Annotated in this window: 21 protein-coding genes and 1 tRNA gene; 9 read left to right on the top strand and 13 right to left on the bottom strand. The window is 45.1% G+C overall.

What is annotated here, in order from left to right; all coding sequences use genetic code 11:
- Window positions 1–59: 59 nt before the first annotated feature.
- The 4 genes from QFZ51_RS11840 to QFZ51_RS11825 form a co-directional block, all read right to left on the bottom strand.
- Window positions 60–638 (bottom strand): IS1096 element passenger TnpR family protein, encoded by a 579-nt coding sequence (locus QFZ51_RS11840; protein WP_370912713.1) that lies wholly within the window; start codon window positions 636–638, stop codon window positions 60–62.
- Window positions 639–739: 101 nt separating this feature from the next.
- A complete protein-coding gene (locus QFZ51_RS11835) occupies window positions 740–2,176 on the bottom strand; it encodes a CCA tRNA nucleotidyltransferase (protein WP_429046041.1) in 1,437 nt (478 codons plus the stop codon).
- Window positions 2,177–2,246: 70 nt separating this feature from the next.
- Window positions 2,247–2,813, bottom strand: a complete 567-nt coding sequence (locus QFZ51_RS11830) for an L-threonylcarbamoyladenylate synthase (protein WP_429046039.1) — start codon at window positions 2,811–2,813, stop codon at window positions 2,247–2,249.
- A gap of 1 nt (window position 2,814) precedes the next feature.
- Window positions 2,815–3,957, bottom strand: coding sequence for a glycosyltransferase family 4 protein (locus QFZ51_RS11825; RefSeq protein WP_429046037.1), 1,143 nt, complete (start codon window positions 3,955–3,957; stop codon window positions 2,815–2,817).
- Window positions 3,958–4,095: 138 nt separating this feature from the next.
- Here QFZ51_RS11825 and QFZ51_RS11820 point away from each other — a divergent pair, with 138 nt between their 5' ends.
- Both QFZ51_RS11820 and QFZ51_RS11815 read left to right on the top strand, forming a co-directional pair.
- Window positions 4,096–4,908 (top strand): 2,3,4,5-tetrahydropyridine-2,6-dicarboxylate N-succinyltransferase, encoded by an 813-nt coding sequence (locus tag QFZ51_RS11820; protein ID WP_429046036.1) that lies wholly within the window; start codon window positions 4,096–4,098, stop codon window positions 4,906–4,908.
- Between the two features lie 120 nt (window positions 4,909–5,028).
- Window positions 5,029–5,112, top strand: a tRNA-Leu gene (locus QFZ51_RS11815).
- 132 nt (window positions 5,113–5,244) lie between these two features.
- Here the strand turns inward: QFZ51_RS11815 and QFZ51_RS11810 are convergent.
- Window positions 5,245–5,787 carry a hypothetical protein gene (locus QFZ51_RS11810; protein ID WP_429046034.1) on the bottom strand — a complete coding sequence of 181 codons (543 nt, stop codon included), beginning with the start codon at window positions 5,785–5,787 and terminating at the stop codon, window positions 5,245–5,247.
- A gap of 411 nt (window positions 5,788–6,198) precedes the next feature.
- On the opposite strand from QFZ51_RS11810, the gene QFZ51_RS11805 reads away from it, so the two are divergent.
- Window positions 6,199–6,897, top strand: a complete 699-nt coding sequence (locus QFZ51_RS11805) for a hypothetical protein (RefSeq protein ID WP_429046032.1) — start codon at window positions 6,199–6,201, stop codon at window positions 6,895–6,897.
- A 51-nt stretch (window positions 6,898–6,948) separates the two neighbouring features.
- Here QFZ51_RS11805 and QFZ51_RS11800 read toward each other — a convergent pair whose 3' ends face one another.
- From QFZ51_RS11800 to QFZ51_RS11785, 4 genes are all read right to left on the bottom strand, one after another.
- Window positions 6,949–7,512: a hypothetical protein gene (locus tag QFZ51_RS11800; protein ID WP_429046030.1), complete on the bottom strand. Its 564-nt coding sequence runs from the start codon at window positions 7,510–7,512 to the stop codon at window positions 6,949–6,951.
- Window positions 7,506–8,042: a hypothetical protein gene (locus QFZ51_RS11795; RefSeq protein WP_429046029.1), complete on the bottom strand. Its 537-nt coding sequence runs from the start codon at window positions 8,040–8,042 to the stop codon at window positions 7,506–7,508. Before QFZ51_RS11795 ends, QFZ51_RS11800 begins: the two co-directional genes overlap by 7 nt.
- A gap of 247 nt (window positions 8,043–8,289) precedes the next feature.
- Window positions 8,290–10,902: a DUF7133 domain-containing protein gene (locus QFZ51_RS11790; protein WP_429046027.1), complete on the bottom strand. Its 2,613-nt coding sequence runs from the start codon at window positions 10,900–10,902 to the stop codon at window positions 8,290–8,292.
- 128 nt (window positions 10,903–11,030) lie between these two features.
- Entirely contained in the window at window positions 11,031–12,578 is a 1,548-nt protein-coding gene (locus tag QFZ51_RS11785) for a S41 family peptidase (protein WP_429046025.1), read from the bottom strand.
- Here QFZ51_RS11785 and QFZ51_RS11780 point away from each other — a divergent pair, their 5' ends adjacent.
- The 6 genes from QFZ51_RS11780 to QFZ51_RS11755 all read left to right on the top strand — a co-directional run bounded on the left by QFZ51_RS11780 (window position 12,579) and on the right by QFZ51_RS11755 (window position 15,589).
- Window positions 12,579–12,860, top strand: a complete 282-nt coding sequence (locus QFZ51_RS11780) for a hypothetical protein (protein ID WP_429046023.1) — start codon at window positions 12,579–12,581, stop codon at window positions 12,858–12,860. It begins immediately after the preceding gene.
- Between the two features lie 5 nt (window positions 12,861–12,865).
- Window positions 12,866–13,198 carry a RagB/SusD family nutrient uptake outer membrane protein gene (locus QFZ51_RS11775; protein ID WP_429046021.1) on the top strand — a complete coding sequence of 111 codons (333 nt, stop codon included), beginning with the start codon at window positions 12,866–12,868 and terminating at the stop codon, window positions 13,196–13,198.
- Window positions 13,199–13,279: 81 nt separating this feature from the next.
- A complete protein-coding gene (locus tag QFZ51_RS11770) occupies window positions 13,280–14,575 on the top strand; it encodes an AAA family ATPase (protein ID WP_429046019.1) in 1,296 nt (431 codons plus the stop codon).
- Window positions 14,560–14,868 (top strand): RloB family protein, encoded by a 309-nt coding sequence (locus QFZ51_RS11765; RefSeq protein WP_429046018.1) that lies wholly within the window; start codon window positions 14,560–14,562, stop codon window positions 14,866–14,868. The genes QFZ51_RS11770 and QFZ51_RS11765 overlap by 16 nt, the downstream gene beginning before the upstream one ends.
- Window positions 14,819–15,250, top strand: coding sequence for an RloB family protein (locus QFZ51_RS11760; protein WP_429046016.1), 432 nt, complete (start codon window positions 14,819–14,821; stop codon window positions 15,248–15,250). The genes QFZ51_RS11765 and QFZ51_RS11760 overlap by 50 nt, the downstream gene beginning before the upstream one ends.
- Before the next feature lie 210 nt (window positions 15,251–15,460).
- The gene (locus tag QFZ51_RS11755; RefSeq protein ID WP_429046015.1) at window positions 15,461–15,589 is read left to right on the top strand and encodes a hypothetical protein; all 129 of its coding nucleotides are present in this window, start codon (window positions 15,461–15,463) and stop codon (window positions 15,587–15,589) included.
- Between the two features lie 36 nt (window positions 15,590–15,625).
- Here the strand turns inward: QFZ51_RS11755 and QFZ51_RS11750 are convergent, their stop codons facing one another.
- The 4 genes from QFZ51_RS11750 to QFZ51_RS11735 form a co-directional block, all read right to left on the bottom strand.
- Window positions 15,626–16,138 carry a hypothetical protein gene (locus tag QFZ51_RS11750; protein ID WP_429046013.1) on the bottom strand — a complete coding sequence of 171 codons (513 nt, stop codon included), beginning with the start codon at window positions 16,136–16,138 and terminating at the stop codon, window positions 15,626–15,628.
- A gap of 62 nt (window positions 16,139–16,200) precedes the next feature.
- The gene (locus QFZ51_RS11745; protein ID WP_429046011.1) at window positions 16,201–17,544 is read right to left on the bottom strand and encodes an SMI1/KNR4 family protein; all 1,344 of its coding nucleotides are present in this window, start codon (window positions 17,542–17,544) and stop codon (window positions 16,201–16,203) included.
- A gap of 49 nt (window positions 17,545–17,593) precedes the next feature.
- Window positions 17,594–18,151 carry a dihydrofolate reductase family protein gene (locus tag QFZ51_RS11740; RefSeq protein ID WP_429046009.1) on the bottom strand — a complete coding sequence of 186 codons (558 nt, stop codon included), beginning with the start codon at window positions 18,149–18,151 and terminating at the stop codon, window positions 17,594–17,596.
- 102 nt (window positions 18,152–18,253) lie between these two features.
- Window positions 18,254–19,045: a helix-turn-helix domain-containing protein gene (locus QFZ51_RS11735; RefSeq protein WP_429046008.1), complete on the bottom strand. Its 792-nt coding sequence runs from the start codon at window positions 19,043–19,045 to the stop codon at window positions 18,254–18,256.
- Between the last annotated feature and the right edge of the window lie 8 nt (window positions 19,046–19,053).

Genomic DNA, 19,053 nt, shown 5'->3' with positions numbered 1-19,053 from the left:
ATGAAACGGGTAATCTCTGCAAAAAATAAACAGATCCCTAAAATGACTGACAGTTCTATTTAAAAGTTATTTTCTTCTTCTCCGCCAAATTCTTCTGTGCTATCGCCGCCTAAGGCGTCGCTTTCTTCCCCTTCTTCGCCGAAGCCGTCGGCGTCCATACCTTCTTTATTGAGGTCATATTTTTCTTCCATTTCCACGAGTTTATCACCTACCAGGCCTTTGGTGCCATATTGACTGGGGGCCAGGCCTTCTTTGCGAACGCAGGCAGGGTAAACCATTTTGCTGTTTTCATCTTTGGAAACGCCGATGAGTTCTACGAGGAACGACCAGTTTTTGGCGAAATCGTAGAGATAGATAAATTTCTGATTAGGATCTTTCACTGCGGCAGCAATCATGGTATCCGCCATGAGCAGGGGTTCTGCTTTACGGGGTTGATTATCTGCTTCCAGGATGATTTCCCGGCCACGTTGCCAGTTATCATTGCTGCGGAAAAAGGTGGCTTTGTGTTTTGAATCAAATTCGAATGCCTGCAAAATTGCTTGGTGAAATAATAAAAACGTCTGATTCGGCTTAATGGCAATGTCCCTGTAGACACTTTCATCTTCTTCCCAGTAAACTCTGAATTTCAAAACCGGCATGACAAAAAGGTTATAAGTTATTTAATGATTAAACACTCCGCAATGAGCGGTGGATCCTGAATGCTAGTGTATTTTATTATGGTATTGTAAAATTACCAATTTTATTTAACCGGGCTTAGATTCAATGCGCCGGCTTTTTCCAATAAAAAAGCGTATGCTGCCTCGTAAGTATTTGGGATTTCGCCATCCAGGATGGCTTCCCTGATGGCGCTTTTCAGATCGCCTACGATCCTGCCAGGTTTCAGCCCAAATGTTTCCATAATCATCTCCCCGGTTATAGGAGGTTGCCAGTTGCGGATCCGGTCGCTCTCTTCCACTTCTTTTAAGCGTCTGCGGACCAATTCAAAATTTTCGAGGTAGCGCTTAACCTTGGTTTTATTTTTTGAGGTAATATCCGCTTCGCACAGCATCATCAGTCCTTCTATATCGTCTCCGGCATCGAAGAGTAATCTCCGGATAGCCGAGTCTGTTATGTTCTCTTTTGTGAGACTGATGGGACGCAGGTGTAGTTCTACCAATTTCTTTACCAATCTCATTTTTTCGCTCATTGGCAGTTTCATCCTGCTGAAGATACGGGGAACCATTTTACCACCTACCGCATCGTGACCGTGAAAAGTCCAGCCATGACCGGGTTCAAATTTTTTGGTGGCGGGTTTCCCGATATCGTGTAGCAATGCGGCCCACCGAAGCCAAAGATCCCGTGTATTTTCCGATATATTGTCTACTACCTGCAAGGTATGATAAAAATTATCTTTGTGCCCTTTTCCCTCGTACATCTCTACTCCCACCATATCTATCATTTGGGGGAAAATAATTTTGAGCAGGCCGGATTGATATAAGAGGTCCAGTCCTACCGAGGGTTTTGTTGAGAGCATTATTTTATTGAACTCATCGGAGATCCTTTCCTGGGAAATGATCCTGATCCGTTCAGCATTTTCCTGTATGGCGGTAAAGGTGCTTTCTTCGATGGTAAACTGCAGCTGGGAAGCAAACCGGATGCCACGCATCATGCGCAGGGGATCATCGCTGAATGTTTGAGCGGGCGCCAGGGGCGTCCGGATGATTTTCTTATCGAGGTCCACGAGGCCGTCGAATGGGTCGAGCAGGGAGCCATAATCGATATCCCGGAGGCTGATGGCCATTGCGTTGATGGTGAAATCGCGGCGGTTCTGGTCATCCTGCAGGGTTCCGGCAGACACTTCGGGGTTGCGGGATTCTTCGCGGTAGCTTTCTTTGCGGGCGCCAACGAATTCAATTTCCAGGTCATTCAGTTTAACCTGGGCGGTACCATAGGTTTTGAAGAAGTTAACGGGAATGTTGTCACCTAAATTTGCTGCGACTTTGTGTGCGAGTGCGATGCCATCGCCTACGCAAACAATGTCCATATCTTTTGTTTTCCTTCCCAACAGTTTATCCCGCACAAAGCCCCCGATCAGATAGGCGGGAACGCCCAGTTCCTGGGCGGCCAATGCTATCTTTTCCAGCACTTTTCTTTCCTGCAGGGAGCAGGGTATGTCCAACGGCTTGCTGCTGATCATATTTAAATATTCCTGTTAATTTTTATTCCTTTCTCTGAAACCAGGGCGCAAATGTAATAAATAAACGATTTTAATCCCGGATTATCACGATTGAACCATCTTTGTTTATCCTGATTATCCTGGATGCGGCGCTGGGGGTTTCATCGTTTTGCCGGTAGTTCACCACATAATCCACGCCATTCCGGATGCTGGCGGACACGTCGCGGAAGCTGGCCGGCGAGGGTTCCCCGCTGACATTGGCGGAGGTGGACACCAGTGGTTTGCGTAATCTTTTGATCAGGTGGCGGCAAAAAGGATCTTTTACAATGCGGATGGCGATGCTGCCATCTTCGCTGATCACGTTGGGGGCCAGGCCGAGTGCGCCTTCATAAATAACAGTGGTAGGGCGGGTAAAGCCGGCAATGATGTCGGCCATATCGGGGCGTGGATTTGCCACATAATGCAGCAGGTCTTTCACATCGGCCAGCAATACTACCAGGCTTTTGCTTTCACTCCTTTTTTTCAGGGTATAAATTTTCTGTACGGCCTTTTCATCGGTGGCATCGCAGCCGATACCCCAGATGGTGTCTGTAGGATAAAGGATAAGTCCGCCGGTACGCAGCACCGGCATGGCTGCACTGATATCATCTTCAAACATTTTATATTTCCTTATTTAATTGTTTATATACTTTCATCATGGCGGCGGCGCATTTTTCCGGGGTAAAACGCTGTGCATGCTGCCATCCTTTTTCCTGCATTTGCCTTACCAGGGAAGGATTTCCCATGATTTGCCTCATCGCGTCAGCTATGGAGCCAGGCTCCCGTGGATCTACGTACAGGGCTGCATCTCCCGCTGTTTCTGCAAAACAGGACCCGTGGGAGGTAATTACCGGTGTACGGCTCCAGAGGGCTTCCAGTATGGGAATGCCGAATCCTTCAAAGAAAGACGGATAGATAAGCGCTACCGCGCCCTGGTACAGGAGAGGCAACTCACTGTTTTTAAGCCGTACCTGTTCATTGAGGAAAATCACCTGTTGTGTGAGCCCGTTGGCTTCCAGGTATGCTTTTACTTTCTTTTTATAGCCACTGCCATTGCCCAATACCACCAATGGAAAATCCAGTGTTCCTTTTAGTGTATTCATGGCCGTTACGATGCCTAACAGGTTTTTCCGTTCAATAATCGACCCCACGTACAGAAAATACTGGGACGGCAAACGGTACCTGGCGCCCATTGCGGCGATATCATCATCGGGGTATGTAATGGCAAAAGAGGGATCGCAGCTTTGGTATACCACATCAATTTTACCGGCAGGCGTGTGATAGTAAGTGATCAGGTCCTGCTTTGTCTGCTCGCTGATGGCCACTACCCTGTCTGCCTGCTGGCAGGCGTAGCGGGCCTTGCGGCGATAAGTGATAACATCAATAGGATTATACTGCTCCGGGTATCTTTCAAAAATAAGATCGTGCATGGTAACTACCGACCTGATACCGCTTTTATGAATACCAAAAGGCAGTTCATGACTGAGGCCGTGGTAAATACCGATCTGGTAACGCAACAGGTCCTTTACCACAAAACGGCTGCGCCAGGCCGACTTAAACCAGCGGTACAACGGGTTTTCCGGCACCACTACTTTAAGATCCGGCAGGGCACTGAGATCGTACATACCGGTTTGCCTGGGGGCAAACAGGTAATATTCATCTTCCGGGAAATCCTTTACCAGAGATGATATCAGGGTACGACTATAATTCCCAAGACCAGTGTCGTTCTGGAATGCACGTTTGGCGTCGAATCCTATTTTCATAAAGTTCTTTCTTCCACAAAAGGCAAAATTACGGATTACGGATGGCGAATTACGTATATCTGATAAGATTTCCGGAAATACCTCTTTGTAATTCGTAATTTTATTTTCTACGTATTATGTTTGCAAAAAATAAAAAAAATGGATTTACAACAACAAATACTGGCTGCCTGGGCTGATCGCAGCCTCTTACAGGAGACACAGTACACAGATGCAGTTAAGGCGGTGATAGAAGCGGTAGACAAAGGACATCTGAGAGTTGCGACGCCAACAGAAAACGGCTGGCAGGTGAATGAGTGGGTGAAACAGGCTATTTTACTGTATTTCTCCGTTCAGCCAATGGAAACAATGGAGGTGCCTCCATTTGAGTTCTATGATAAAATGAGATTGAAGTCGAACTATAAAGAACTCGGCGTAAGAGTAGTTCCCCATGCAGTAGCGCGTTATGGCGCATTCATTGCCAAGGGCTGTATCCTGATGCCTTCCTATGTTAACATCGGCGCTTTTGTAGATGAAGGAACGATGGTAGATACCTGGGCAACAGTAGGCTCCTGCGCACAAATCGGTAAACACGTGCACCTGAGCGGTGGCGTTGGTATTGGCGGCGTACTGGAACCGTTACAGGCCAGCCCTGTAATCATTGAAGATGGTTGCTTTATTGGCTCCCGTTGCATTGTGGTAGAAGGTGTTATTGTGGAAAAAGAAGCGGTATTAGGCGCCAATGTAGTGCTGACGCAATCTACCAAGATCATTGACGTAAGCGGCAGCGAGCCGATAGAATACAAAGGCCGTGTACCTGCCCGCAGCGTGGTAATTCCTGGAACTTACACTAAGAAATTCCCTGCTGGCGAATACCAGGTATCCTGCGCACTGATCATTGGTCAGCGCAAAGCCTCTACAGACCTGAAGACCAGCCTGAACGACACCTTGCGTGAGTTTAATGTAGCGGTATAAATCTTTATATATTGATGAACGGCGCCTGTTATAGGCGCCGTTTTTTTATGTCCTGAAAAAAAATTTGGTTAGTTTAAAAAAGTGTTTACTTTTGCAATCCCTTTTATGGGGACAAGCGATGCCCAGATGGCGAAATTGGTAGACGCACTGTGTTCAGGTCGCAGCGTTCGCAAGGATGTGCTGGTTCGAATCCAGTTCTGGGCACGAAATTAAAAAAGGCTTTAAGTCATTAGACTTGAGGCCTTTTTTGTTCGAATCAGTTTTGTTCTTTTGGGATGCTGAAGAATACCTCTCTTACCTTTAAATTCCGTAAAGATCTTTCCATCATAACTTTACTCAGCAGCCACCTTTGCGAGGAGCACGTTTATAAATTATTCTACCATCTTGTTCTACATAGTCGCCCGATACAATTGGATATGAATACTTGGGCGCGTACGATACAAAATGACTTCTTATAATTATTTTGTCGTTAACCTTCAGGCTATGCATTTGCTGAAATTCATTAGCGTTTTCCAGCCCAAAACTAAGAATATAATCGTCACCATTAATCCTGACCATCACTCCGAAACCTAATCGTGAGCCTGGCGGAAGAGAAAGAGAGGTTACAACAGCTTCCATATTGGTAGAAGCACTTGTTTGCTTCTTTATTTTAGCCGCACCGGCAAGCACCTTTTGACCTTCAGGAGACGCTTTCCATTTTTTGAACCTTATACCCTCAGGGGTAGCTTCCCATTTTTTTAATTCGGCTTTCATTTCAGCAGCAGAGAGTGGCTTTGGGGCTGATTTTTTAGCCGTTTCATTTTTGATTTCGCGATTGGCAAATACTAGTCCGCCTACCACCACCAGCGGTAAGATCAGCGCATAAATAACTTTTTTCATATTTTTTAGGTTTAATTAACATAAATCTATCTTCTGATAAATCAGATCCGTTTAAGGCATTCCTTTTTATTTTTCGTATCCTTTCAAGTTGGTGCAACAAAAATACTTTGATTTATTTCAGCCTAAGGAATCTGTATTGTAAATAGAAGTGTAAACTTTGTAAATAATATCTTGACATTGTGTTTGTTAGAAGAAAGCTCCTGCCCGTCAGACGAAAGCACCAGGGCGGATGGTTATTACGCTTGTTTTGGTTCGAAAACTTACTGCTACCGGGCATACATAAAAAGCCCGCTCAATGAGCAGGCTCTTTCTTTTTTGTAAATTCCCCCCCTATTGTACATGGCTGGAGGTTAGCTTTTTGTTGTTATCTTCATCAAAGCTGGCTTGACCGGCTGCTTTATATTAACTATCATGACAGATTTATCTCCTGCAGAGCATCAAATTCACCGTGTCACGAATTTTCAGGACCTTGTTGCTACGCCATTCAGTGGAGAAATGAATGCGATTTGCTGGCCCCGTCAACTAACAGGTAATTTTTCTGAGATTGTAAAAAAGGTAGCGCTAAGTGGAAATATTACGACCATTGAACAAGAGGAACTTCATGAACTTCAGCTGAGTGAACAAGGGCAACTTGCCCGTGAAATTCTTTTACATGACCTGGAGGTATTGAAAGCTCACGGTGCATCGCCCATCCTCAATGTGATCAGCTACTACGACCGGGATGATACCTTCCCTTTTTTTCCAACCGATGTTTATTCTTTTCATGTAGATCGCTCTCCTATACCAACCGATACCTTTTTATGCACTTACTATGGTGAGTCGAGTGAAATATTACCAAATTCACAAGGCAAAAAGAAAGTACTTATTCCCGCGATACGTGATGAACTCAAAAAACTATATCATGGAGCAGCGGAAGGCTTTGAATCATTCTTAAGCGACCATTTCTTTGATCTGCATTACCAGGCTACGCCTGATGCACGGCCAATAAGCTTAGGGCTTGGTCACCTATGGAGGCTGGCGGTTGATCACCCTGAAAGCCAGGTGCCTCCCTGTATTCACCGTGCACCAACAGAAAAACCCGGAGAGAGCAGGTTGTTACTGATCTGTTGAAGCAAACGATAAAGAGGTGGTCTCCATTACTTTTGACCACCTCTTTATTATTTATGGCTTCATCCAAACCAACTTCCAGTTTAAATCCCTGCCCCGTTGTTCCGCTTTTACAACTACATAGGTCTTACTCTCTGCATTATAATCATACGCTTTAAACAATCCCTGGTCATGATCCCTTTTCTCAGATGGTTTAGCAAAAAAATAATCCACTGCAGGTATTTCCTTATTACCACTCAGTTTATAGCAAAACGCATCACAATCGTCCAGTGATTTTACTTTACGGGGATCTTTTCCTGCCTGTACCCTTTCAATATTATCTGCATCATCATTCAGGAACAGGTAATTAGTACCCCCTGCACTCAGGTAGTTAAATGCTTCCAGCGGAGAAGGCTGTTTATACGACATTTCGAAGGCGTTATATGCATTGTAAAACATAGGAGATCTAAGCATCTCTGCACGTAAATGACGTCTTGGCACTCTATAATGTTGTATTTCTTCTCCATCATTTGCCAGCACACTCACGGTATAATCTTCCATATCATAACCGGTGGAATATTTAGTGGAATATTTATCAGTCAGGGCATCGCGCGATTCCAGCGATAACTTAATTACCATTGGCTATGGCCCCGCACAGGAGAGTATATGGGGGAATAAAAGGGAGAATTACCATTGTAGCTGCCTCTGCTTACGCCAACGCTACCGGAAATGGAGAATGTTTTGTCGTTGCTAATATACATTACCCCAATTTTGGCATCAGACCAGGCGGCAAAGTTATTCGTTTGTATCCAGCTCTGGTTCTTGTTAACCGCAGGCTGATAAGGCACGCTGTTATAACGGAAAACGTAAGGCGTTACCGATACCCCGCCGAAGGCGTACAGGTTATTGGTTAACTGGCGGTTAACCTGCAATGCCAAAGGTACCGACAGGAAGGAACTGCTACCTCCTTTAAATCCTATGAAGCCGGTAGAAAGGCCGGCATACTTTGTAACAAACCATTTCTTATGGATATTGGCAGTATCACCTACCTGTTGACGGTGTCTGAAAGCCGGTTCCATGCCATTTATAGCCCCGAAAGAGGAGTCTATCTGTGCATTTACCGTCATACCTGACATAAAAATAACCGCAAAAAGAAGTGTCCGTAACATACCAATAAAGATAAGCATCCTTTTTTACTAAAATGCTAACATAATCACAATATGTGAATGGCTACCTGAAATTATTTCAGAAAACCCCGATCGTTTTGCGCCGCTAAATCGTCAAAAGATAAAATAAAAGGCAATAGATAGTTTACCGCATATATGCTATTAAGTAAAAGTTAATCGTTCTCATTTAAAACAAAAAGCCCGCTCAATGAGCGGGCTTTTAATATAAAGTCAATATTATGCTAACCAGTTATTTTTTCTGCTGCGCAAGATAACTAACGAGCGATGCAAGTTCCTCGTATGATAATGCGTTGGCAAGGCCGGTTGGCATCATCGATGTTTTCATTTCCTTACGGGTCAGGATATCGGCCGTTTTAACGGTGAATACCTGGCCGGTGATATCTCTCATGACTACCCTGGCGGAAGTTTCTTCCGTAACAAATCCCATATAAGACTTGTTGCCTTTCGCCGTGATCATCACCGTGGCAAATCCCTGTGAAATAGATGCGTTAGGTTTGAGAATGGATTCCGTGATCTGCTCCCGGTTCATGATGGATCCGATCTGTCCCATAAAAGGACCTTTCATTGTTTCTCCTTTATTGATACTGTGGCAGGCCACACAACCCTGGATGGTAAACAATTGCTTTCCCCTGGCCGGATCTCCTTTTAATTTATTGATGGCCAGCAACACATCTTCGATAGATGACTTACCTACCTGACCTTTTTTACTTTTTATCTTTTCCAGGTCTACTTTAGGTTCTTTCACCGGAGCCGCTATCACTTTTTTCTCTGCTGCGAAAGCAGGAATATCCATCCTGTTGCGCGCATCGAGATCCCTGAAAAACGCTTTGCCGGTGGGGCTTGTTTTCAGCGATTCTTTTTTAAGGAATTTTTCGATAGCCGGTGATGCTTCCCAGGTTACTGCTTTGTAGTAGGGGCCATGCGAATCGGGCCTGGTTCCCCACCACCATGATGCATCATAGGTATCTTCTTTTTTGTAGAGGCGTGCTAAGGTGGTGATGATCTGCCGTTTTAGTTTCGCATCTTTCGACAGCTCGTAAGCATTTATCAGGCCGTCCACTGCCTTCGGATCATGCATGTATCGTAGCGCCCACAAGGCAAGCGTGGCGTTTTCGGTGTTGATGGCTGCTACGGTGGCATCTACGGCGTGCAGATTTACAAGGGCCCGAACTGCCAGGTGAGGCAGTACGATAGCTGCATTAGGCGTAGCATGCGGTCCTTCGATATCTTTAACAGGTGCAACAAATGAGGCAGGCACTTTGGTTTGCAGCAAAGCGCTGGCAGTTTCAATGCGACCTAAACGTCCAAGTCCTATTATTGCAGCAGCCTGCACGCGCGGAGACGGATCTTTAAGTCCTTCCAGGAAAGGTTCAGTGGCAACATCTTTCAGGAGACCTTTCCGGTCGGCCAAAGCGCGCAATGCATGTTCCCTCATGGTGGCATCTTTTGTTAAGGCTGTTAAAGCGGGGATGCCTTCTGCACCGGCAATTTGTGCGTATGTATAAAGACCGGCCACACGTGCAAATAACGGCAACTGCACATCTGAAGCGATTCCCAGCGCTGCGGCAATAGCGTCTTTACCGGCGCGTGCGATTAATTCCTGGGAGGCATTCAAACGGGCTACCGCGCTGGCCGATTTAAGCAACCGGGCCAATTCTTCAACAGAGGCTTTGGCCACGTCAGGGAATGGCTGGTAAGTCCAGTTGTTTGGTACCGCGCGGATTACATAGCCTTTCTCCGGACTGCCGGAATAGCCTGCGCCATCCCATGCGGAAAGGTAAAGCCGGCCGGAGCCGTCAACATCCAGATCTGTAATCTGTGGCAATCCTATAAACTCCTCTTCTTTTTGGGTGAAGGTTGGGCCATCAGGCGTTACACGGTGAATATACAGCATGCTCCGGCCCCAATCTGCCATCATGGGAACGTTATTGTATTTCTCCGGCCAGCTTGGTTCCGCCATGTATAAAGCGCCTGTACCTGAGCCACCGCCAAGGTCTGCAAGTGCCGGTAATATTTCGTCTGTAAAATGCTGAAACAATACCGGGTATCCATATTCCCCGGATTGGATATGGTGGGAAAACCGCACATTCCATCCACCGCCGTCATTGGTATTTTCTCTTGTAAAAATATTCATGTAGGGGTCAATGGCCACGTCATACACATTGCGTGTACCATGGGTAAATATCTCCATTTCCGCACCGTCGGGGCGTACACGTACGATACCACCCCCAAGCATGGTCAGTTTCTTACCGGAACGGTCTGTTGCATCATGAAATCCAAAATCACCTACCGCAATATAGATCCAGCCATCAATACCCATCCGGATACCATTAGTGGCATGATCCGTTCCCCGCTCCTGTATGTATTTGGTATTACTGAGGTTTTCGATCAGTGGCTGGGGAGGTCCGTCTGCTTTTCCGTCACCGTCTTTATCTTCAAAAACAACCAGCGCCATTCCTGACGCTTTACCAGTTTCTTTGGAAAATGTGGTATGCAATACAAAAACCCGGTTGCCCTGCACAATGATGCCACGCGGGTTATCCACCGTTGCAAATTCAATATGCTGGTCCATTTTACCGTCGTTGTCCTTATCAATAAGCTTAAGAATCCGGCCTTTGCCCGGGTCCTTTCCTAATGAACCGATCATATCCACTCCTACAAACACTTCGCCGGTTGGCGCCACTGCAAGGCAGGCGGGGCTGGGCGTTATATCCGGACCGGAAAATCTTGTAATAGTTAATTCAGGGGGATTGGGAGCAGTGGTTTGAGCGTCTCCAATAAATTGATTTGAGCCAATAAATACTGCAAGAGAATAGATCAGGCCGAGAGAAATTTTCGTCATTTGTGTTCGCTGTATTAATAAGATAGTATTGTTCAGTGCTTTGCCAAAAGCAAAGGTCAATATAGAAAAAATAAACTTTCAGGCCGGAATTATTTGGCGAACGGCACCAGGTGCTGTTGAATGCGATGCTATTTCCCCTCTGTCAGCTTCAACACATATTCCATCTGTGTATCGCGGTTTTGCATAAAATCGCTGAAGGAAGGCCACACGGTATAATCGGGAATAATCCCTCTACCTTCCGGCTGATCCGGTTTTACAGGTGCGTCCTGCTCCACATAAACAATAGAGAATTTCGTTTTTATTTTTGAGTGCGGCAGTTCGTATATCATGGATGCATGGCCGTTGTGGACATAATAACCACCAACAGTTTCCACCCCCACAATGGTCACATTGCGGGCATAGGCTTTTACGAGAGAAGCCAGGTGGGAGGCCGCCGATGCCACGTTTTCATCAATCAGTAAATATAACTTTCCTTTGAAACCAGGACTCTTAGGGTGGTATACCGGGTTGTACTTCGGGTTTTGCATATTCCTGCCGTTGTGCAGTGCCGGGAAATAATCTTTCAGAAACGCTTTTCCGGCAACTTTGCCCGCCGAATCCAGTCTTTCCGCGGTGGACACGCCCCAAAAGTATTCTTCATACGGAATTCCATTATCAAAGATGGTATATGCCAACGTATTCTCTTTGAAGCTTGTATCCGTGAGGTACATCATCGGTTGTTCAAAAGTAGGATCACTGCCGCCGGGATTACCGCGGATATCCAGGATGAGGTGCGGGATACTGTTGTGGCTAAGCGCCTGGAATACGCTGTCGAGAAACGCCACATATACCGGGAAAGCCGGATCAGCCGCGTCGCTGGCCATGGAGAATATCCGCAGGCTCAGTAAACCTGTTGAAGGGTTTACCATCTTAAAACTGTATTTGGGCTGCACGTTATAATCGATCAGGCTGTCGACCGGCGCGCTATGACGCCGTATTAAGTTTGCTTTTTGTTCTTCCAGCGATACCGCCGGTACTGTAACGGTTTGCTGCCGGGTAGTGCCCGGAGCTGTAAACCGGATGGCGAAGCTATCATTAATGCCATACTCATACAGGTAACGCAAACCATAGCTCCTGTTCACGCTGCCTGATTGCTTTTGTGTCTGGATAAATCCATCGGAGGTCATGTACTTGTAAAAGGATTGCATCAGGTCTTTGTCTGCAACGCCGTTGATACTCATTATCCTTGATCCTACCGGAATATGGGGCGTTTTGCTATTGAAGATCATATTGCCGTCAATATACTTCAGGGCAAAAGGAAAGAAGCCACGCTGCCGGTTGAAATACCCGACCAGGGCGGCATCCGGCTCTGTATAATTATGACAGCTTCCCTCAAAATCGGTGAGCTGCAAAATGATCTTATAAAAAGCCACAGTGGACATAGATTGACGCACCTGGCGGAAGGCCCATTGGTAGATGCTGTCGACTTGCTTCGGGGTGCGGTAGCGATACAAACCAGAGTTGGCTTTTTTACGGATATCGAGAAACACCTGCAGGTCCTGCTTCATTTCACCGGGGTTGAGCTGCCGGTTGTAGATGGAGAGGCTGTCGATAGATTGGTTGGCCCTGGATAGATGTTTGGTTGATTGTGCCCATCCCTGGTGCACCAGCAGTAGCAAAAACAGTACTTTTCTCATTTGGTTTTTAAGATATCAGGGGCGAATCTACAAAAACCTGTTCCATTTCGCGCGGACAGCCTGGCCTATTACTGGAAAAATCCACTGCACAAAAACAACCGTGATCCAAGGCTGACAGCCAGCGTTCTTTTCCCGGGGCAAACATTTGTAAACCGTTTGCTGGACCCATTCACGGTGGGATCGGTAGATCAGATCGGGGCTGCGCAATCCACGCAAACCGGCTTCTGGGTGAAGAAATATCTCGATGCCGAAGATGTGTCCCGCAATATGCCAGCACCTTAAATTTTATGATCATCCGTTACGCAGGGATCTTACTGAGTTATGTAGAAGCCTTAGTAGAATCGGGCGACTGGCAAAACCTGGATGTATTGCTGTATCTCAACAAGATCCGCAACCGCGCAGGAATGCCAAATGTAAATACGGCGGTGTATAACACCGCTGAAAAAATGCGTGAATTATACCGCCGGGAAAGAAAAGTGGAGCTGGCATTTGAAGGTACCCGCCTGTTTGACATACGCCGCTGGAAGATAGGAGAAGAAGTTCTGAAAGGGCCTGCGATGGGTGCTATCAAAGGCGCTCTACTAACTGAGCGCCTTTCTTATAGTAATTATAGTCAATAATTCGAATTTTTCTCATTTTTATGCTATACAATGAATTTATTTTACTATATTTGAGATAATTTCTCATAAATAGACAATTCTATGTTATTAGAGTTTTCCGTTACTAATTATCTTTCCTTTAAAGAAAAGACTACATTAAACCTTTCAGCTACAGCTATTAAGGAACATGTTGCGTCAAATATTTTCACCTCCGGACGCCATAACTTGCTTAAAGGGGCTGTTATCTATGGTGCTAATGCCAGTGGCAAAAGTAATTTTGTAAAAGCCATGTCTACTATGAGGCGACTTGTATTACAATCATTTGAACAATCTTCTACAGATGAGTTGGATATTACGCCTTTCCTGTTAAACACTGAAACAGAAAATGCTCCCTCCTCTTTTGAAGTTGTATTTCTTATTGGCGAAAGTAAATATCGTTATGGCTTTGAGGTGGATAACCGCAGTGTATTATCTGAATGGCTTTTTGATGCCCCGAAACAAGCCGAAAGGCCTTTGTTTATCAGGGAAAAAGATGGTATTGAAGTAATGCCAAGGGTTTTCCCGGAAGGGAGAGATCTGGAAGAAAGAACAAGGGACAATGCACTATTCCTATCAGTGGTAGATCAGTTTAATGGCAAGATTGCCAAGCAAATAATGCGTTGGTTTCATGATTTTATCACCATTTCCGGATTAAGTCATGAGCGATATAAAGGCGTAACATTTGATTTGCTTGAAAACAAACACACCCAGCATCTTTTACTTGATTTCTATAAAAAAGTTGACCTGGGATTTGATGACATTACCATTTCCAAAGCCCCTTTTGATCCGAGAGAACTGCCCAATGACCTGCCTGAAAACCTTCTGAAACAATTAATTACCGATCTTGAAGAGTCTTACAGAATAGATATTAAAACCGTTCACAAAAAATACAATGCAAAAAATAAGGTGGTCGGCAATGTTGAATTTGATATGCGTAGCCAGGAGTCTTCTGGTAGCAATAAACTGTTCAATATCTCAGGCCCCATCTTTGATGTACTAAATGATGGTGGAACACTTGTAGTGGACGAGTTAGATGCCAGCTTGCACCCTTTATTAACGCTGGCAATTACCAGACTTTTTAACTCCGCCGAATTTAACAAGAACAACGCACAGCTGATATTTGCTACACATGATACCAATCTGCTGAATTATGGTAACTACCGTAGAGATCAGATTTATTTTGTAGAAAAAAATAAATACGGAGCTTCTGAAATGTATTCACTCGTGGAATATAAAGAAGAAGGAAAAACCATTCGTAAAGACCGCTCCTTTGAGAAGGATTATATAGAGGGCCGGTATGGTGCTATTCCGTTTATTGGCAACCTTTCAAATGTAATTACGGAATGGCAAGAAAAATAAAGATTCCAAATGAACATTTAAAGCGTTTCAAAAGAGAGGAACAAAAGCGCAAAATTAATGTAAGAAATAAACGCAGATATTACCTGATAGTTTGCGAAGGTGAAAAAACTGAACCTAATTATTTTCAGGGCCTTAAAGAGGATTTGCCTAAAGGTGTACTAACCTGGTGTCAAATAGATATTGAAGGTACTGGCAGAAATACCCAGTCGCTCGTTGATGAAGCACTGCGCCTAAAAAAGTGGTATGAGCAGGAGTATAACAGACCTATTGATAAACTTTGGGTTGTTTTTTGACAGGGACAGCTTTTCTGCAAATGATTTCAATAATGCTGTTCAACGATGTCAGAACACAAAACCTGTAATAGGATGTGCCTGGACTAACGAGGCTTTTGAACTATGGTATCTGCTGCATTTTCATTACTATAATCACAGTATGAGCAGAAAAGACTACCAGAATGCTATTGAAGATAATTTAAAACCTATACTGGGAGGAGGATATAGTTATCAAAAGAATAGCAGGGATATGTATGATCTCTTGAAAGAACATGGAAGTTTAGAAGCCGCAACAAGGAACGCTAAACGGTTGACAGAAAGTTATGCAAAACGAGAAGATTATGCGAATCATAATCCTTGTACAATGGTATGGCAGCTGGTAGAGGAATTATTGAATCTGTAGCCGACCTGCGAATCCTGTATCCTATACCTGACTTTGCTCTCAAATACAGCGCAATCCCTCTGAAACCGGATAGAACTGCAATAGCAACAGGCGTTTACTTACAGAAGCCGTGCAGGAAAGGTGGACTTGATCAGGAGATGTGATTGGGGTGAATTTGATCTTCGCGAAAGGTGTTTCAGGAAAGATGATGATGTGATTTTTACTGATACGATGACCTTCTTACTCACCCAAAGCGGCCGGACGCACACTTACGGGCATAACAACGCACAGAAAGGCAGTTTCCTTTGCAGGGAAATATATGCTGATGGAAGTGGTGATGATAATTACCGCGCTGCGTAGTCTACAGCATACTTAATGCCATGACTATGGCGTAACTCATTCCCGTTGCCGCGCAGATACCGGCAACGTTGTTTTTTTTATGGCAGGCAGCGGGTGATAAGGCAGCACTCTTTTTACATGAGGTATCTTGTTTACTTTAACCGGCTGCTTCTTTGTGGCAGCAGGCGCCATTACCGCTATGATGTCAGCGGCCTTGCTCCGGCGGTTTTCAACTGGTTGGTGCGAAAAGAACTGGTCCACGCCGGCATATGGGTTAAACCGGAAGCCTTTCAGCTCCGTGAGGCGATCCTTTGTTGCGGTGATCAGCGCTTTGTTTAAGCGGTTCACCAGCGTGCCGCAGGGATTTATTTCCAGGCGAGGAACGATGGCCTGCCGGATCAGTTTTCCTTTCCTGCTGGCAACACCAAAGTCACGTGATGCTCTCCTTGTAGCGGTAGTTTGCCGTACTGCATCCGGCATGCTGCGGAGGAAGTAGGTTCCATTTCTCCGGTATCCTATGACGTTGCCCAATTTACCGGTGAATTGGAGCAACCCAGTTTGTTTTGCCATAAGGGGTTAACATTTTTACTGAAAATACGAAATTATTTTCAATGAAATCAGCGGCAAAACCATCACTTTTTTAACTTCTCAATGGTCAATCCCATTTCAGCCAGCCTGTGGCCAAGGTTGGACAGGATATGGTCTTGCTCCGTTGGAAATCTCTCTGCTATCTTTTTATACTCCGGCAATAATCTGTTATCCTTCACTCCGGATAGTGCCTGCAATGCAGCATGCACCACATCATTTGAAGGATCATTTAACCCATTGATAAAAACATCCAGGTAGGCAGCCTTCTTTTTAACTTTCCCTAAAGTATAAAAAGCTGTTTTCCGGATATCTTCATTGCTGTGGGTTGTCATCGGAACAATTAAATGCGCGTAGTCCACTTTCATTTCCTCCAGCAGGTAGGTGCAAAACCGGAATATTTCCTCATCATGGATGTTCAGGATATTTTTTTCGATGACTTCCTGCCATTCCCTACTTTTATCTTTTGCGTACCACCAGATAAATTTAGCAACGGATAAGAGATCTATATCGCTGTAGGCCACCAGGAGAGGCTTTGCCAGCGGGTAGCTGAACTTTGTGAGCGCCTGCAGCCAGCCGCGTTTGTACTCTTCTTCTGCCCTCCGATATTCCTTTTCCAATATTGCCGCAACCGCCGGTTCAATACTTCGTTTGCACACTATGCCGGTGATGCAGTTCAGCCGGGTTGTTTTATCCGAAGCAGCATGGTATTTTTCAAGCAGAGACGTTACACTTCCTCCCATGGCATAGCCAAACCACGAAACACCATCTGCCAGCAGGTCTTCAGAAATTATTTCATCTAACCAGCGTTCATACCAATCGAGGAAATTACTTTCAAAAGTGAATCTTGGCTTTTGCCTGTCTATGTCAATGTTTACTACCTTGCCGGCATGTTCCCCGTTTAACACCAGGCCGTGAATAAAGGCGCATCCCTGTGATCCTATCGGTAAAATCCCGGTGTAAATATTTTGTATGGCGGCATCGTATGCTTCATCTGAAAGATCCTCCCTTTCGGTTTCCTTTATGAGATTATTCCATTCGTCGTCTGATATACCGGGATAAATTTTTACGGGTTCACTTAAATATTTCTCAGGATTACTTGTCAGGTCGTTCGCACCTTTCCTCAGCGGGTAAATGCCATAGTACGGACCTGCAGCTGAACCGGCCTGGGATATTCCTCCATGCCCCACATAAAGCAGGAATGCCCTGAAACTTCCGGGTAAAGAAATGTTGTGTTCTTTTTCAAAACCCGAAAGTTGAGCTTCCTCCAGCGGTGGATGGATGGTGTATTTATGGTAGCTGGCGCCGAATACTTTCAGCTGTTTATCTTTTTGTTTTGCTGCTTTTAATTTGGTGCTGATCCGTTCTATTTGTTCCTTAAACTGATGCATGGGGGTTATTTTAAATTAATTAAAATTAATTTTTTTTCCCCACAAACCGTTACTTCTTCTCCCGCTGATAAGTAAGCACTACTACCCCGCCATCCAGTATTTTTGTGTCAGAAAGATGCAGGCCACCGGGAAGTTTTCCATCTTTAAAGAAACGTTTCCCACTTCCCATGATGACGGGATGTACAAAGAATTTGTATTCATCAATCAGATCGGCTTTGATAAGCGCGTCTACCAGGATGGCGCTTCCTTCTACCTGGATTTCCTTTCCGGGTTGTTGTTTCAGCCGGGTAATTTCTTCTATGACATTGTTTTTTATGATCGTGGTATTTTCCCATGCGGCTGTTTCCAGCGTTTCAGATACTACGTATTTGGCTACACTGTTTAGTTTTGCGGAGATGCCCATTTCGTTGTTCTTCATCTGCGACCAATAAGGCGCCAGCATTTCATATGTTTTACGGCCAAAGAGGATGGCATCGCAGGCGTGAATACCTTCGCTGATCAGCTCCTGCCGGGCGGGGCTGTCGTAGGGCATAAACCATTCTCCCATTGTTTCTGCATCGAAGATACCGTCGAGTGTGATCCATTCGGAAATGACTAACTTTCTCATGTTATTTTGTTTTTGTTTTTTGAGATGATTGTTTACAGGTACAAAACAACAGCACCTTTCCTCCTTATGATAGAAGAAACCCGACAAAATGAAAAGGATGGATTAACCGGGGAAGTTGTTCGCCTGTTTTACATACTCCAGGGGAGAGTAATGGGTAAAGTCTTTAAACGCGCGGATCAGGTGACTTTGATCTGCATAGCCGTTTTCCAGTGCCACGTCGATCATGTCTGAAAAATTATTCTGACTGAGCTGCCGGAAGGCGGCGTTGAACTGGCAGATCCTGCTGTACATTTTCGGCGTAAGACCAATATGTTGTTCAAACAACCGTTGCAGTGTGCGTTCTGTGGTATATACTTCTTTCTGAAGATCGTTCATTAACAGGGTACCCTTATTTTTCTGAATAAGGCGGGTGGCAAAAGAAATGGTTTCATTTACCCGGATCTTTTTTGACCGCACCAATGTGAGTACATAATTATTCATCAGTTCCAGGCGGCCGTTTAAAGAGGGCGTATTGAGCAGCTGTTCTTTCAGGCTCATTTCCCTGGCGGGATCATCATAGCTCAGGTCTATACCCTGATCTGTGAGTTCTTTGGCATTGTATCCAAAAAGGGAGGGCAACATAAAGGGATACAGGAAATAGGCAATCACGGTTATTTCACCTGCCGTGTGAAGCCGGATGGGGCGGGTATTCTGACCGTACAATACCAGGTGATGACTTTTTTTTGTGGTGCTCAGCATCCTTGCCGGGTCTGTTAACTGAAAAGTAATACTGGGATACCCGTTGGCGATGAGGGGAAGAACCGCTTCATAGAACATACTGTTATTTTCAAGCACCACGATGTTGCTTACATAATCAGCTATAGCAGGAGGAGGCGTAAGTGTTTGTACTTTCATTCCCGGGA

The organism is Chitinophaga sp. W3I9 (assembly GCF_050434025.1).
Lineage (GTDB): Bacteria > Bacteroidota > Bacteroidia > Chitinophagales > Chitinophagaceae > Chitinophaga.
Note: the sequence above shows the minus strand (reverse complement) of the source record. Positions and strands in the feature narration are given on the sequence as shown.